Below are 15409 nucleotides of genomic sequence, written 5' to 3' on the forward strand. Positions count from 1 at the left end.
TCATGCTGATCAGCTCAGGGCCGACTTCAAAGCATCGAGGCCGACCCTCTCGATCATTTTCCCGATCCGTTCTCCTTTGTTGGCATTTTCCGTATAGTAGGCAATCAATCTTTTTGCATAATCCAAGGCCTGTTCGTCATCGAGATTTTTGGCGACCTCATCGGCTATTCGGGGGGTCACGCCAACATTTCCGCCCACGACGACCTTCCAGCCGTCGGCTTCGCCGATCAGGCCGAAATCACGCACCGAAGACTCCGCACAGTTGATTTTGCAGCCTGAAACTGCCATCTTGAATTTACCCGGCAATTGAGTGGCATGGTAAAGGGCATCCAGCTTCATCCCCATGCCCAAAGCGTCCTGTTTGCCCATGGTGCAAAACGTGGTGCCCGGGCAAGCCCTGATGCTGCGCACGCAAAGCCCCACGGCCGCGCCCTTGTCCATCCCCAGATCATTCCATACGCTGTCGATATCTTCTTCCTTCAGGCCAACGAGGGCGATTCGGGTTGCACCGGTGATTTTCATTGCCTGAACCTTATATTTCTCGGCGATGTCGGCAAGCTTTCTCAACAAGTCCGGCGTCACCACACCGCATGGGATATGGGGAGCAATGGCATAGGTGGTCTTACCTTTTTGAGGGATGGCGCCTTTTTCTCCAATTTTAAGCATTTGATATCTCCTTTGTTATTCTGTTTAAAAGTGTTAACTTTCGTCTTCCATGACGTTACCCGGAAAGCGGTGCCGGGAGGATACGGCCAAGCCTCTTCAAAAGAACCTCAATCATCATCAAAACGACAACGCAATTGACGCCCCCAGGCCGCCCTCAACAAAATCGGTTCCCCAGGCTTGTCGGAACGCTGCGATGGCCGCCTCCCCGGTACAGTGGCTGGGCGCCACCTTTTCAACGCCCATGGCTTTGAGACGAAAAATGATCGCCTGAATCTCCGATCGTTTTTTCCCCTCGAGGTGAAAGCCGCCCAGGAGAAGATGGATCCTTATGCCCGTGAGGCGAACGGCCGATTCCGCGATATGGACAATGCCGGGGTGGGCACAGCCGGTAATAACCACCAGGCCCTTCCGCGTCTCCAGGATCAGGGCCTGTTCGACAATGCCGACATCAAACGGCCCCGTGCTGTAGACACGGTCCATGAGACGGCCGCCCTTTTCCACCACCTGAACCTGTGCGCCCTTTTCGACGATCGACCGCAGAAAAGGGGTGGGGAATCCCTGAGGCAGAACGACCTGCACGTCGGAACCCCGGGCAAGAATCGCATCAAGTCCGCCGGTATGATCACTGTGGATATGAGAAAGGAAAACGACGTCAATCCGTTCTGGATCCAACTCAAGCCGTCTCATGTTGGCAAGCAGTACTTCGCCGTCGGCACCTGTATCAAACAGAATAATCTTTTCGGGGCTCTCCACAAGGCAGGAAAAACCCCATCCCAAGGCGAGCCCCGGCGCATGGGATACATTGTTGAAAAGGATCGTGATGCGCGGGAACGCATCCGGCGAACCGGCATGGCCGGCTGTGCCTTTCGCCGGAGTCAGCGCGAGGGTCAAAAGCGCAAGCCATGGGCCTATAAGATACTTAGACATTTCCATTCCCCTCCGAAGACAAAAGGTCTCCGCTCATGACAGGGTATTGAAGATGCGACAGGTTGGAATGAGAACTCATATCCTGTCTAGTCGGACAACAGAAACTCACCGTTATACCGCAGATAGTCTTCAATGGTTGGTTTGTGAATCGGTACGATATCCGCGGGGAGCCCTGAAACCTTGAAAAATTTGACCACAGCGCCTTCGACGCCGTCTGCACGGGGTATACCGCACCACTCCCGGACAATAAAAGCAAGCGCAAAACACTGGACCTCATCATGGTTTGGGTAGGCAAATTTCTGGTGCGGGCCGCAGTAGAGGCCCATGGGCTGCGCTGAAATCACTTTCAGGGAGGTCTCTTCTTCCACCTCGCGTGCCAGAGCTTCCATGGGCGTCTCATTCAATTCAACGGCACCCCCCGGTATCCCCCACAAACCATTATCTCTCCGGCGTTGAAGAATAATCTCCTCGAACTCGTTCACAATGATCGCGCGCACCCCGGGCACAAAAACTCTGCGATGCCCCACCAGCGTTCTGATCTCTTCAAGATACCCCCCCATCTTTCAACCCTCCACGCCAATTCTCGTTCTTTCCAGGTCCAAACCGCCAATGCGTTGCCGCTATATCCGCCAAGACCGTAACAGTCCCCGGCATGAAAAAACTTCAAGCCTCCGATCCGGTTGATCTGAAAACGAAAATTGAAATTTCGGACCATGTGCAGCGCCGGCCATATAGAAAAGATGAAAACACGATACGGCAGACCGTACCCGGCGGTTGAAGGTTTTCGCAGGTCAAGTTAACAAAAATTTGCGCAAAAAGGAAACGAAAATTCGAAACATTGAGAGCGCCGTTGAAAGACGCATCAGTAAGGTCGTATGGACCCTGTTCACAGCTACCTGCACAGTATGGCGATGTTCGTTCTTTTCGAGCCACATTTGGTACTGGCGGCGCTGAAACTCACCGCTGAATGGGCGCGGGCCGTATCCTCCCGGCACCGCTATCCGCTTACCATCATGAAACTCGAAAGTAGAGTAATAATATAGAAGAGGTTCGGCGAACCTGATCCGTCAGGTTTCGCGAGCGATCTTTTCTCCATTCGGGTTCACTTTCCGGCTCCATGCCACCAAATAGGGTTGAGAAAAGATGGAAAAGCTGGCATTCTTTATTTCAAGTGCGCGCTTCCTGCCGCGCCGAAAGCACAGGCAGGTGCCGTGGTTTATGACCTCATTGGCCGCAAAAGGGAAAATATTGTTTTGAATTCAGAGAATTGGAAAACATACAATGCTGCCGGCCGCAAACGCATCGTGGTTACAAAACCACTGCCCGGCGATCTCTGGCTGAACCGCCTGATCGATGCGGATTGCAAAGTCGAAGTCTACACCGCAACCGATGTGCTCGGCGTTGATGCGCTCAGAGCCGCCATCGGCACGCGGTGCGATGCAGTCCTTGGCCAGCTGACCGAAAGCTGGAACGATGCCCTGTTTGCCGCACTCAAGTCTGCCGGCGGAAAAGCCTTCAGCAACGTGGCTGTCGGCTATGACAACGTTGATGTCGAGGCTGCCACCCGGTACGGCATCGCCGTCGGCAACACCCCGGGGGTTTTGACCGAAACCACCGCCCAGATGGCCGTTGCCCTGACTTTCGCTGCTGCCCGGCGTATCGGCGAAGCGGAACGATTTTTGCGGGCCGGCAAGTTCAAGGGCTGGATGATGACCCTTCTTCTGGGAGAGCTGCTATGGCGCAAGACTGTGGGGGTTATCGGGGCGGGACGCATTGGTTCGGCCTACGCGCGCATGATGGTCGAGGGGCACAAGACCAATCTGATCTATTATAGTCCTCATCCCCATCCCGACCTGGAAGCCGACATTGCCGCATACGCAGACTTCCTCGTTTCCAGGCGACAAAAACCGGTATCCTGCAAACGTGCCGACACGATCGAAGATGTGCTGCGGGAAGCCGATTGTGTCAGCCTGCATGCCGCGCTGAATGAATCGACTTATCATCTTATCAATGCCGAGCGCCTGGCCTTGATGAAGGAAAACGCCCTGTTGGTCAACACCAGTCGAGGTCCGTTGATCGACGAAGCCGCCCTGGTCGAACATTTGCGTAAGCATCCGAACTTTCGTGCCGGACTGGATGTCTTTGAAGACGAACCCGACTTGAAGCCCGGTTTGAGTGAACTGGACAATGTCGTCATCGTACCCCACATCGCCTCAGCAACGCGTTGGACGCGCGAAGGCATGGCGACACTGGCTGCCGGCAATGCCATCGGCGTTTTATCGGGCTGCCCGGCATGGAACAAACCTGATATTTCCCCCTTCCTGGCGGAAGACCCGCCTCTGGCCTCACCCAGTATTATCAATGCGGAGGCTTTAGGCCTCACCTTATTCGACAAATGAATTCAGATTGAAATATGATACAACCGGTTGGCTCAAAACGTTTCACCGATTTGAAGCGAATCGCATCGGAAATCTTCTCTGCCGGAATCAAAGCGGTTGATCCTGAAATCTGCGTCAGAAGACATCTCCGGTTGGATGCCGGCGTATTGCAGATAGGGAATTCGTCCTTTCCTCTTGATCAGATAAAACGCCTGTATTTGATCGGATTCGGCAAAGCCTCGGCTGCTATGGCCCGCCCGGTTGAGGCACTGCTGGGCGATCGCATAGACGGTGGATTGATCGTTACCAAATACGGACACGGTGTACCTTTGAAACATTGCCGTGTGATGGAAGCGGGGCATCCGGTTCCCGACGAAAATGGTGTCAAGGCGACCGATGCATTGCTGGATCTTTTGGCTTCTGCAAACCACAATGATTTGATTCTATGCATGATTTCCGGTGGAGGATCTGCACTGACACCCGCACCTGTCAAAGGGGTCGATCTGACAGACAAGCAGGAGATGACCCGCTTATTGTTATCCTGCGGTGCCAATATTCATGAAATCAACACCATTCGAAAACACTTGTCCCATATCAAAGGGGGACAGCTTTGCCGGAAGGCAAACGGTGCCTCACTTGTCTCTCTGATACTTTCCGATGTCATCGGTGATGATCTGGATATCATCGCTTCCGGCACCACAGCTCCGGACATCAGTACATTCCATGACTGCCTGACGATATTGTCACGCTACAGCCTTCTCGAAACAGCACCCGATTCGGTGCTCAGGCACATGTCCGAAGGCTGCAAGGGCCAGGTCGATGAAACACTGAAACCAGGGGCCTCTGAATTCGACCGTGTTGAAAACCATATTGTCGGCGGTATTTCCGATGCATTGAATGCCGCCGCAAAAAAGGCCTGCCTTCTTCATTTCACGCCGATCATTCTTTCCTCCTCGATCCAGGGAGAAGCCAGGGAAGTTGCCAGGGTTTTGAGTTCCATAGCCAGAGAAGTCAGGCGATTCGGGCGGCCTGTATCGCCTCCGGGATGCTTGTTGTCCGGAGGCGAAACCACGGTTACGCTCAGCGCCAACGGTAAGGGGGGCCGCAACATGGAGTTGGCTTTGGCCGCGGGGATTGAACTGGCGGATGTCCCCCGCACATTGCTGCTGTCAGCCGGTACAGACGGAACGGACGGTCCGACCGATGCCGCTGGTGCATTTTCCGGTGACTCAACCGTTATTCGAGCGAACGCCCTGAATCTTTCTGTGCACCAACATCTTGCGCAACACAATTCCTACCCGTTTTTTCAACAACTGAGCGATCTTCTGGTCACCGGACCCACCCGTACCAATGTCATGGATCTGCAGATTATACTGATCGACAAGTGAGCGCGACGATGATTATTTTGTGTGTTTTCGACGCTTCGATCAGGTCAACACCACGCGCCGAAGTCTGTACACCGCGTACAATACAGGGCGCAATGGCACAGATGGTCTCACCTCCGGAAATCAGGGTATGCCTCAGCGATCTGTCCGATCTCTGTAACTTCGCCGGTATTTATCATCTTCACGATGGTTATCGTTTCTTCGATGCCTGTCACCCCGGTATCTGTCGCTTTCCCGATGCCGGCTATCCCGATGGCTGTCATTTTTCCGATATCTCTCATCTCCCCGGTGCGTTTCGTTTCTCTTCTTCTTGAATCTCACCTCTCTCGGGTAGCGCTCCTTTGGAAGATGTTTCCAGTGCCTGTCCTTTGTTTTTGAGTAATACCAACGGTTTTGATGATAATGATAATGATAGCCGCTGTAGACATAATATGAATCCACCAATTCCACAACGATCGGAAGGTGCGGAGCGACCGCCACATCAGCGCCGTAAGGTCTCACAGCCGCAACACATGAAACACTGGTGAACGCTGCAAAAATCAGGATAAAAATAAATTTTTTCATAAGTTCTCCTTTTTTTAATCCGGCATCTCTCTTCATCTTGGGTTTGATTTTTGTAAGAACACAAAATCGCGCGAAGGCTTGACGCACGGGCATCCGCGCGAATGAACGAGATTCAGCGTGTGTCTACGAAATCGGGCTGTTTTCAGGTCAGTTTTTCCAGCTCGATGACCTGCTTTGGAGGGGTGATCTTTAACAATTTAAGAATGTTGATGGTTTTGGCGGGCAGCTCGTTGCGCATGAGCACACGGAAATTTAAATTGAAAAATTCTGTGATCTGGAGCTCATCCAGCGCGCCTTGGATCTGGTGCCAGGGCCTGTCGCATGCCAGCTCGGCGACACGCTCGATCAGGAGCGCCAGGACACAGATTTTGACGTGGGCCTCGATGCGCCGGGATGCCCAGTGGTACATGGGCATCATCCTGATCTGGGTCCGCTTCAGGGAGCGGAAACAGCGTTCGATGACCATCAGGCCTTTATAGCCGCAGGCGGCGTCCTCCAGGCTGATGGTGTCGTCGTTGGTCTCGAGGACCCACTTGCCGTCATAGGTTTCCGCTTCCCGTATTTTGCCCCGGTCGATGCGGACCTTGTTGGTCTTGGTGACCTTCAGGTAGCGCTTGAAGCGGCGGGAGGCCAGCAGCTCGATGGCCCATTGGGCGGTTGCCGATGCATCCTTGTGGGACTCGAGCTCCTTCTCCAGGACGGCGACGGTCATCTCCCGGTGCTTGCGCTGCCGTTCGGCCTCCCTGGGGTTGTAGCAGAGGATATAGCGCCTGCGGCGCTCGCCGTCGCCGACGACAACCTCCTTTGCATGGAGGTTGTCCTTGAAAACGGTGTAGCGGCCGCGCTTGCTCAGGACTTTTTTGCGGATCTCGGCCACGTTGGACATGCGGCAGGCCAGGAGGTACTTGCCGCAGGCCCTGGCCAGTTCCCTGCGGTTGTCCTCGGAGTTCATGCCCGAGTCGGCGACAAACATGGCACGGCCCAGGTTCCAGCCCCTCAGGTCCGCCCGAACCTTCTCGACGGTCGCCACGTCGGAGGTGTTGCCCGGCAGCACCCAGCTGCGCACGGGGATGCCCTCGCGGGTCACCGCCAGGGCGACCACCACCTGGGGGCTCCACGTGCCCTCCTTGGAGTGGCCGAACTTGCGCAGGGTGGCATTGGCGTACCGGTCGGGGTCGTCCTCCTGGTCCACATGAAAAGACGCGGTGGTCGTATCATAGAAGATCAGGTCGACCTCCAGATTGAAGAGATCGGCGATATGAAAGAAGATGGCCTCCTCGATCTTGTCAGCATGTTCGTACAGCAGGTCCATCGCCTCGTACATGTGTTTGAGTTGGAGACCGTCGCAGGAAGGGAGATAGACCCTGGAGAGCCAGCGGTCCCATACGCCAAGCTTGGACTCGGGATCGCACAGCCGGTTGGCGGTCATGGCCATCAGGGCTCTTTCATAGGGAACCCGCAGGCCTTTGGCGTTGACGACGCCTTCCAGTGTCTTTTTCAGTCCGAGCCGCTCCCAGAGGGCCTCGATGACCATCGGGCAACCAAAGGCTCGGGTTTTCCGGATCTTCAGGTCTTCGAAGAAGCCCGCTTCGCCCGGCGGTGTGGCGCTCAGAACTTCATCATCAAGAGGATCGACGACGGTTATCCCGCATACCCGGGCGATGGATCTGCACAGCCGGATCAGCTCCTGCCGGTCGAGCTGGTCGGCACGGCCGAAGTTGTGGATGATTCTGGCAACCGGCTTGCGGGTATCCGGGTGGCGCTCGTTATGCGCCAGCTGGAAATATTCGACCACGGAGCCGTCTTTGTTCTTTCGCTTCGTAGACCGCAGATACATGTTTACGTTTATGGCATTTTATTCCCTTTGAGTCAATAGAAAATTGATAATTCGTGTGCCTACGCGTTTTTGAGATTGAGAGAAGGCCGGGTAGGCACAATAGCTTGTAATTATTAGGGGCGGGTGGTGGCGGCGGGCCAATTTGGGGTGGTTTTCTGCCTACAAAAATCAAACCCAAGTTCATGTGGAGATGGATATCATGTTCACGTGAGCCGCAGTTCATGATCTATTTTCCAAATCAATTCCTGCTTTGTTACGTTACGTCGGAGGAGTGTCGGGATGGGTTACAGGAAAGATTCAGACTGTTCTTCCGTTATGGGGGCCAACGCCCCTCGCGGCACGAAAATCATCGTCCGGCAGTTTCTCAACCGCATCCTGAATAGAGCCGGAAAGTTACGATAAAATCATCTTTCTGAAGGCCGCCGGACAACGTGCGGCATAGCGCAAAAGAAATGCTGTTTTCATTTGACAATCGGGATCTATCCTGCTTAGCTTCTCTCAGTCATCCCGTCAGAAGCCAAACCCGAAAATCGCGCCCGCTGTGGCGCCTGAAATACAGCGGACACCGTCGTTAAAAACAACGCTCGAACGCGAAGTGGATGTCAACTGACGAAAGGAGTCGCTCTACCGATGGACATTGTGACCTTCGAGAATGTTTCAAAGATCTATCGCATCGGCGAAGTCGATGTTGCCGCGCTTCTGGATGTCACTCTACACATTCCCCGAGGCGCCTTTACGGCTCTCGTGGGCCCTTCCGGCAGTGGCAAAACCACCGCCCTCAATCTGATGGGCTGTCTGGATCGTCCGAGCAAAGGCGAGGTCATGGTGGACGGCCGGCAGGTCGATCGTCTGGGCCGGCGTGAGAGCGCCGCCTTCAGAGGCGAAAAACTGGGTTTCGTGTTTCAGGACTTCAATTTGCTGCCGGTGCTCACGGTGTTCGAAAACGTGGAGTATCCGCTGCTCATGATCCGCAACCTGCCAAGAAGTCAACGAAAACCCGCGGTAGATCGGGTTATTTTGGCCGTGGGCATGTCGAACCAGGCCCGGAAGTATCCGTCGCAGCTTTCCGGCGGACAAAAACAGCGGGCCGCCGTGGCACGGGCACTGGTGGGCGAGCCGGCCCTGGTTCTGGCCGATGAGCCTACCGCCAATCTGGACGGCCAAACCGCCCAGATGGTGGTGGATCTGATGAAGCGCATGCGCGATGAATTCGGCACGACCTTTGTATTTTCCACCCACGATCCCAGGATCATGAAACAGGCCGAAGTCATGTTCCATCTGGAGGACGGACGATTGCTGGACGGATCTTCCGTCATCGGGGAGGAACACCATGATTAAGATCCTGCGTCTGGCACTCAAAAACCTGTTACGTTACAAACGGCGAACGCTGCTCACCGGTCTGCTGATCGCCGTGGGTATAGTCGCCGTAATTGTTTTTGTCGGCCTCAGCGGTTCCTTCAAAACAGCTGTTGTGGGCCAGATCACGGATTCGGTATTGAGCCATTTGCAGGTGCATCGCAAGGGCTATACGGCCAGCATCGACAATCTGCCGCTGGACCGCATGATATCTTTCGAGGCCTACACAAACCTCCTGTCCGTTCTTTCACAAACAGAAGAGGTTGCCGCTGTTTCTCCCCGCATCAAGTTCGCCGCCATGCTGAGCAACTACGCCCAGACCACCAACCTTCGGTTGAACGGCATCGATCCGGAAAAGGAACATGCCGCAGCCCCACTGTTGTTATCCCGCATTCAGAACGGCATAAGACCCGATGTCCTGCTGGGTCCCGGAGAGGTGCTGCTGCCGGAAATCCTGGCCAGAGGCATGGCGTTGAAAACCGGCGACACGGTAGTTCTGGTGGCCAACAATAAAGACGGTTCGGTGAACGGCATGACGTTCAAAGTGGCCGGTCTGGTGAAAAGCCTGATGGGACCCGGGGGAAGAGACGGTTACCTGCACATCGACGATGCGGCGACCCTGCTGCGCATGGAGAAGACGGAAATCAGCGAGGTGGCGGTGCGGCTGAAGGACTTTGATCAATTGCCCGCCGTAGCCGAACACCTGAGCAATTCACTGGGAGCCTTCAAGGACAAGCAAGGCAAACCCGCTTTCGAAATCCATACATGGGAACAGCTCAGCCCGTTTTACAATGTCGTGCGAATGATGAACATCATGAACATGGGCATTCGGATGATCCTGATTTCGGTGGTCCTCATCAGCGTTCTTAACGTCATGATGATGAGTGTTTATGAACGGGTTCGAGAAATCGGCACTCTGGCCGCCATGGGCACCCAGCCCGTCCGGATCATGGCCTTGTTTGTGGCCGAAGGATTCAGTCTGGGCCTGGTGAGCGCCCTGGCGGGAACCGCCGTCGGACTGGGGATTCTCTGGATGCTTGACATCGTCGGCGTCGAGGTGGCCTTTGGCGGTGCCAACCAGGTATTCATGCTGGAACCGTCGGTTTCGGCAACCGAGGTGATCTGGACCTGCCTGATTGTGCTTCTGGTTTCCGTCATTGCCGCCCTGCAACCCGCAGCCAAGGCGGCACGACTCGCTCCTGCGGAAGCATTGCGACATGTATAGTGTACAAAGGAGGTATCCAAAATGATCAGAAAATCATTGGCAACGGCAATTCTGGTGCTTACCGTACTTGGCGTTTGTGTGACGGCAACAGCCGAAAACAGGGCCATCCTTGCGGTTGCCGCTGACGGCGCAGCGGCAACCGCTCAGGTCGGTACGACGGCGGCCCGATCCCCCTATTTCCTGCTGTTTGACCGGAATGGAGAACTGTTGGAAGCCGTGAAAAATCCCTATGTCGCGGAACACCGAAACGCCGGCCCCAAAGTCGTCGACTTCCTGTCGGCCAGAGGGATTCACACGATAGTTGCCGGTGAGTTCGGTGCAAAGATGATTGCGGCCATGCAGCAAAATGACATGGCTTTTCACACGGCCACAGGCCCTGCGGCAGATGCCGTAATGCTGATGAAAAAGAAATAGAAGGATTTCCCATGCCGCATATCGCCGTCCTTCCGATTATCCTTCTGTCGGTGTTGCTTTCGCAGGCCCCTGGTTTTTGCGATGCGTTGACCGGCGTCCAGATCCTGGAACAGGTGGACCGCAACCTTCAACCGGGAGACCTGGAGATGTACCGCAAGATCATCAACATAGAGCCCGACGGCCGGAAAAAGGAGTTCGTACTCTGGTTTTTGAGGAAAGACAAGGACAAGGTCGTCACCCTCTTTATTTCGCCGCCCAGTGAAACAGGTCGCGCCACCCTGCGCCTGGGCGACAACATGTGGCTCTTTATTCCCAATGTCGGCAAACCCATCCGCATCACCAGCATGCAGTCGGTAGTGGGCGGGGTGTTCAACAATGCCGATATCATGCGTCTGGACTATAGTGTTGAATACGACGTGGCCGGCCTTGAAGAAGACCAGGGACGGTATCTTCTGGACCTCAAGGCCAAGAGCGGCGCCGTTGCCTACGACCGACTCAGGATGTGGGTTCTGAAGAAGGAACTGGCGCCCACCCGGATCGAATGTTACGCCGCCACAGGCATGCTCATCAAGACCTTGCACTTCAAGGAGATCAAGGACATCGGCGACGGTGTCGTGCGGCCGGCCGTAATGGAGACCGAAAGCCCGCTTTACAGAGGATACCGATCCGTCATGATTTCCGCAAACCTGAAAAAACGCAGTCTGCCCGACGAGGTGTTCACGCTGAATTATCTCCCCAGGATCAAAGACTTGCGTTGATCTCATGGGTTTCTGGATTTCTCTTCTGTTGCTGATGGTCTCCCTGGCCGACCCGACCGGCGCCGAAGAATTTGACTTCATCATCTCCGAAGCCCAAAAAAAGCCCTACGCGGTGGGGGGACGATTGGAATCCCGCTTCATCTACCACCGACTCGATGAGGATGCGATCCGTTACAGCCCCAATGACCACCTGAAGGATGTCGGGGACGATACGCATGAATGGCGGACATCGGCGGAACTTTCCGGCAGCTGTCAATACGGCGTCTTTCAGGCGGGTCTGCTCACCCACCATCAATTCGAGGAGACGCATGAGGACGACGGATGGGACCACAAAATATACGAGGGCTACATGTCGCTGACCCCTACCCCCCGCCTGACGGTGGACGCCGGCAAAAAATCGATACTGTGGGGCAAAGGGTACGCCTGGAACCCGGTTGGATTCATCAACCGGCCCAAAGACCCTGACGATCCGGCTCAAAATCTTGAAGGACGCACGTTTCTGGGGGTCGACCTCATCAGAAGCTTTGCAGCCGGTCACCTGAGCAACATCGGGGTTACGGCGCTGCTGCTTCCGGTCATCGATGACTGGGCCAATGCGGAATTGGGCGAGGGGGGTGATCTGAACATTGCGCTCAAGCTTTACCTGCTATGGCATGACACCGACCTTGACGTCATCTGTTTTGACGGCCCGGACCAGCCCGCCGGCTTTGGATTCGATTTTGCCAAAAACCTTGCCGAAAACATCGAAGTGCACGGCGAGCTGGCGGTGCGGAAGGATGTGCCGCACATGGTCCCCGATGCCGATGATCTTCCCCGGGAATCGCGGGAAGATCAGATCAGCCTGCTTCTGGGCGCGCGCTACCTCAACACGATCGACACCACTTTCATCGCGGAATATTATCATAACGGCGCCGGCTACGATCGCGGCGAGATTGAAGACGTGTTTGTGCTCAAGAAGGCCGCATTCCGCGAGTGGCAGACAACCGGCGACGCCTCGGTCATGGAGCGTATCGCCCGGACCACCCGACCTTACGATCGGCAGCGGAATCCCGGGAAGGATTACGGCTACATCAAAATCTCCCAGAAGGAGCCTTTCGACCTGTTGTACTTCACCCCCTGGGTGGCGGCAGTCGTCAACCTGAGGGATTTCAGCTTCAACCTCCAGCCGGGTCTGACCTGGGCGCCCGTGACCGATCTGGAATTGAATCTTCGCGTGGGGATCCCCATCGGCCCGGCGTACACCGAATTCGGCGAAAAACCCGATACGTATCGACCCGAAGTCTGGGTACGCTACTATTTTTAAAGGAATTTCCATGACCGATGCCTTAATCGTCAAAGACATGGCCAAGCGTTTTGAAAAGATCGATGCCGTCTCCGGCATTTCATTTCGTGTTCAAAAAGGAGAACTCTTCGGCTTTCTCGGCCCCAACGGCGCCGGAAAAACCACCACCATCAACATGTTGACGGGATTGGCGCGCCCGGACACGGGAACGGTCCGGATCGGGGGCATCGACTGCACGGACAATCCCCGGGCAGCCCAGCATCTCGTGGGCGTGGTGCCGGACGAAAGCAATCTGTATGCGGAACTCACCGGTTTCGACAACCTGTGCTTTTGTGCTGCGCTTTACGGCATCGGCAAGGCCGAACGACAGACCCGGGCCCGAACACTTCTGGAAACCTTTGGTCTGACCGAAGCGGCCGGTCGCAAGTTCGGAAAGTATTCCAAGGGGATGAAGCGGAAGCTCACCATCGCGGCGGGGATCATTCACCAGCCCGAAATCCTTTTTCTGGACGAACCCACCACAGGCATCGACGTCGCCAGCGCCCGACAACTCCGTCAGCTCATCGCAGATCTGAACAGAAACGGAACCACCATCTTCCTGACCACCCACTATATCGAGGAGGCGGAAAGACTCTGCGGCCGTATCGCATTCATCGTCTCAGGGCGTATCGTCCGCATCGACACGGTCGAGAATCTGCTCCAACCCCTCCAGGAGAAACACGTGGTTCGGATCACATGCGCCAACCCCCTGACCCACCGCCGGCAAATCCTCTCCGAAACCTTTCCAGATCTCAAATTCACTCTCTCCGGGCAGGATGTTATCCAGGTGGAAAGCGACGGGATCGTCCGCGTAGGCACACTGGTTCGATTCCTGGAAGACCAGGGGGCGGAGGTTCTGGAGGCCAGACGAATGCGACCGAGCCTTGAAAACATCTTTGTGCGGATCACCGGCATCGAGGCCGAGGCCATGCGAAGAGAAAAAGAGAAAAAAGGGGGGGAGCCATGAAACGATGGATCGCTTTCTGGAACATTCTGCTCAAGGACATGCGCACCTACTACCTGAAGCCACCCAATGTCAGCTGGGGACTCGTCTTCCCCCTGGCATGGACGGCGATGTTTTTCATCAGATCCGGCACCGGCACCGAAAGCATCCCAACGCTGCTCCCCGGCGTGACGGCAGTCTCCATCCTCTTCGGCACCACGTCGATGCTGGCTGTGACCGTGACCTTCGAGAAAAAGACCCGTTCCTTCGAGCGGCTGCTCCTCGCGCCCATTCCATTGCATCTGTTGATGCTGGCCAAAACCAGCGGCGCCATTTTTTTCGGTGTGGCCAACGCCTTCGTGCCGATCGTCATGGCGGTTTTCCTCACCGATCTCTCGCAGGTGGCCTGGAGCGTTTTCTTTCCGGCGGTTTTCCTGATCGCCGTGGCCTCCGCCTTTCTGGGCCTTTTCATCGCCGTGGCGGTGAGCGAGGTGTTCGAAGCCCAGACCTTCTCCAATTTTTTCCGCTTCCCCATGATATTCCTCTGCGGGCTCTTTTTTCCCATTGACAGACTGCCTGTATTTCTCAAACCGCTTTCGTATGCACTGCCCCTGACCTATGGGGCCGACCTGCTCCATGGGGCCGTCCACGGCGGGCATATCATGCCCTTTTCCCTTGACCTGTCCGTTCTCGGGGTTTTCTGTGTTGTATTGTTCACAGCAAGCCTCTACAACATCAATCGCAAATGGATCGCCTGACCCCATCCCTCCACTTCTATCCCAAGGCCGGCACCTCCGGCTGAACCGCCCAGGCCCAGGCGGTGCGGGACGCACTCGCGGAACTTTCGGCAGCGGACATCTTCGTGGTCGGCATCAGTCCGGATAAACCGGCCCAACAGAAGAAGTTCGACGACAAACACGGATTGCACTTTCCGCTCCTCTCCGACCCGGATCACCGGATTGCCGAGGCTTACGGCGTGTGGGCGGAGAAAAAGATGTACGGCAAGGTTTACATGGGCATCGTGCGATCCGCCTTTCTCATTGATGAAAAGGGCTGGATCGCAGCGGCGTGGTACGGGATCAGCCCAAAAAACACGATTCCGGAATTGATGAAGGTGATGAAAGGCTAAGGACCGTTCCGATCAGGCTTTTCCGGTATAAACGCCGTCGTAGTCGCCGGTATCCAAAGCATCCGCGTCGGCCGTCAGACGGCCGGCGACCACCTCGCCGATAAAGAGGGTGTGATTGCCCGGCTGCAGGCTCTCCTTGACCGCGCATTCCAGGTAGGCGATGCAGTCCGGGAGGACCGGGCAGCCGGTTTTGCCCTTTCGCCACTCGAGTCCCGAAAATTTCGCCGTCGGGTTCGGCCCCTTGAAGCGCGAAAGGAAGTCTTTCCGGTCTTTTGCAATCACGTGGAGGACAAAGGCGCCGCTTTGTCGGATCAAGGCGTGGCAATACCGGTTGGGATGCACGGCAGCCATGATGAGCGGCGGGTCGTGGGAGACCTGGGATACCCAGGAGGCCACCATGCCGTTGATCGCAGTTCCGTTTCCCGTAGTCAGGACATAGATGCCGTAAACCATCTTCCCCAAAGCCTGCTGCCATTCCGTTTTCATTAAAACCTCCCTTTCCGCCG

At 55.6% G+C, this 15409-nt stretch carries 15 protein-coding genes and 1 pseudogene; 10 read left to right on the forward strand and 6 right to left on the reverse strand.

Going from position 1 to position 15409, the window contains the following annotated elements; all coding sequences use genetic code 11:
• Positions 1–9: 9 nt before the first annotated feature.
• The 3 genes from dmul_RS14810 to dmul_RS14820 form a co-directional block, all read right to left on the reverse strand.
• Positions 10–666 carry a nitrite/sulfite reductase domain-containing protein gene (locus tag dmul_RS14810; RefSeq protein WP_020878779.1) on the reverse strand — a complete coding sequence of 219 codons (657 nt, stop codon included), beginning with the start codon at positions 664–666 and terminating at the stop codon, positions 10–12.
• A 117-nt stretch (positions 667–783) separates the two neighbouring features.
• Positions 784–1593 carry an MBL fold metallo-hydrolase gene (locus dmul_RS14815; protein ID WP_020878778.1) on the reverse strand — a complete coding sequence of 270 codons (810 nt, stop codon included), beginning with the start codon at positions 1591–1593 and terminating at the stop codon, positions 784–786.
• An 86-nt stretch (positions 1594–1679) separates the two neighbouring features.
• Positions 1680–2153 (reverse strand): NUDIX domain-containing protein, encoded by a 474-nt coding sequence (locus dmul_RS14820; RefSeq protein WP_020878777.1) that lies wholly within the window; start codon positions 2151–2153, stop codon positions 1680–1682.
• A gap of 573 nt (positions 2154–2726) precedes the next feature.
• Here dmul_RS14820 and dmul_RS14825 point away from each other — a divergent pair.
• Positions 2727–3992, forward strand: coding sequence for an NAD(P)-dependent oxidoreductase (locus dmul_RS14825; RefSeq protein ID WP_159449750.1), 1266 nt, complete (start codon positions 2727–2729; stop codon positions 3990–3992).
• A gap of 50 nt (positions 3993–4042) precedes the next feature.
• Positions 4043–5359: a glycerate kinase type-2 family protein gene (locus tag dmul_RS14830; protein ID WP_144016644.1), complete on the forward strand. Its 1317-nt coding sequence runs from the start codon at positions 4043–4045 to the stop codon at positions 5357–5359.
• Positions 5360–5466: 107 nt separating this feature from the next.
• Here dmul_RS14830 and dmul_RS20305 read toward each other — a convergent pair whose 3' ends face one another.
• Together dmul_RS20305 and dmul_RS14840 are read right to left on the reverse strand one after the other, a co-directional pair.
• Positions 5467–5637, reverse strand: coding sequence for a hypothetical protein (locus tag dmul_RS20305; protein WP_153302758.1), 171 nt, complete (start codon positions 5635–5637; stop codon positions 5467–5469).
• A 425-nt stretch (positions 5638–6062) separates the two neighbouring features.
• Positions 6063–7715, reverse strand: a complete 1653-nt coding sequence (locus tag dmul_RS14840; protein WP_236885997.1) for an IS1634 family transposase — start codon at positions 7713–7715, stop codon at positions 6063–6065.
• Positions 7716–8387: 672 nt separating this feature from the next.
• Here dmul_RS14840 and dmul_RS14845 point away from each other — a divergent pair.
• From dmul_RS14845 to dmul_RS14880, 8 genes and pseudogenes are all read left to right on the forward strand, one after another.
• Positions 8388–9095, forward strand: coding sequence for an ABC transporter ATP-binding protein (locus dmul_RS14845; protein WP_020877597.1), 708 nt, complete (start codon positions 8388–8390; stop codon positions 9093–9095).
• Positions 9088–10338, forward strand: coding sequence for an ABC transporter permease (locus tag dmul_RS14850; protein WP_020877598.1), 1251 nt, complete (start codon positions 9088–9090; stop codon positions 10336–10338). The genes dmul_RS14845 and dmul_RS14850 overlap by 8 nt, the downstream gene beginning before the upstream one ends.
• A 21-nt stretch (positions 10339–10359) precedes the next feature.
• On the forward strand, positions 10360–10752 hold the full coding sequence (locus dmul_RS14855; RefSeq protein ID WP_020877599.1) for a NifB/NifX family molybdenum-iron cluster-binding protein: 393 nt from the start codon (positions 10360–10362) through the stop codon (positions 10750–10752).
• An 11-nt stretch (positions 10753–10763) separates the two neighbouring features.
• On the forward strand, positions 10764–11510 hold the full coding sequence (locus tag dmul_RS14860; protein WP_020877600.1) for an outer membrane lipoprotein-sorting protein: 747 nt from the start codon (positions 10764–10766) through the stop codon (positions 11508–11510).
• 4 nt (positions 11511–11514) lie between these two features.
• On the forward strand, positions 11515–12813 hold the full coding sequence (locus dmul_RS14865) for a hypothetical protein (protein WP_020877601.1): 1299 nt from the start codon (positions 11515–11517) through the stop codon (positions 12811–12813).
• Positions 12814–12823: 10 nt separating this feature from the next.
• Entirely contained in the window at positions 12824–13798 is a 975-nt protein-coding gene (locus tag dmul_RS14870; RefSeq protein ID WP_020877602.1) for an ABC transporter ATP-binding protein, read from the forward strand.
• The gene (locus dmul_RS14875) at positions 13795–14532 is read left to right on the forward strand and encodes an ABC transporter permease (protein WP_020877603.1); all 738 of its coding nucleotides are present in this window, start codon (positions 13795–13797) and stop codon (positions 14530–14532) included. The genes dmul_RS14870 and dmul_RS14875 overlap by 4 nt, the downstream gene beginning before the upstream one ends.
• A 56-nt stretch (positions 14533–14588) precedes the next feature.
• Positions 14589–14903 (forward strand): annotated as a pseudogene (locus tag dmul_RS14880) (peroxiredoxin); the annotation flags it as partial.
• Positions 14904–14915: 12 nt separating this feature from the next.
• On the opposite strand, the gene dmul_RS14885 reads toward dmul_RS14880, so the two are convergent.
• Positions 14916–15389 carry a flavin reductase family protein gene (locus dmul_RS14885; RefSeq protein ID WP_020877605.1) on the reverse strand — a complete coding sequence of 158 codons (474 nt, stop codon included), beginning with the start codon at positions 15387–15389 and terminating at the stop codon, positions 14916–14918.
• Positions 15390–15409: the final 20 nt, after the last annotated feature.

Source organism: Desulfococcus multivorans (genome assembly GCF_001854245.1).
Lineage (GTDB): Bacteria > Desulfobacterota > Desulfobacteria > Desulfobacterales > Desulfococcaceae > Desulfococcus > Desulfococcus multivorans.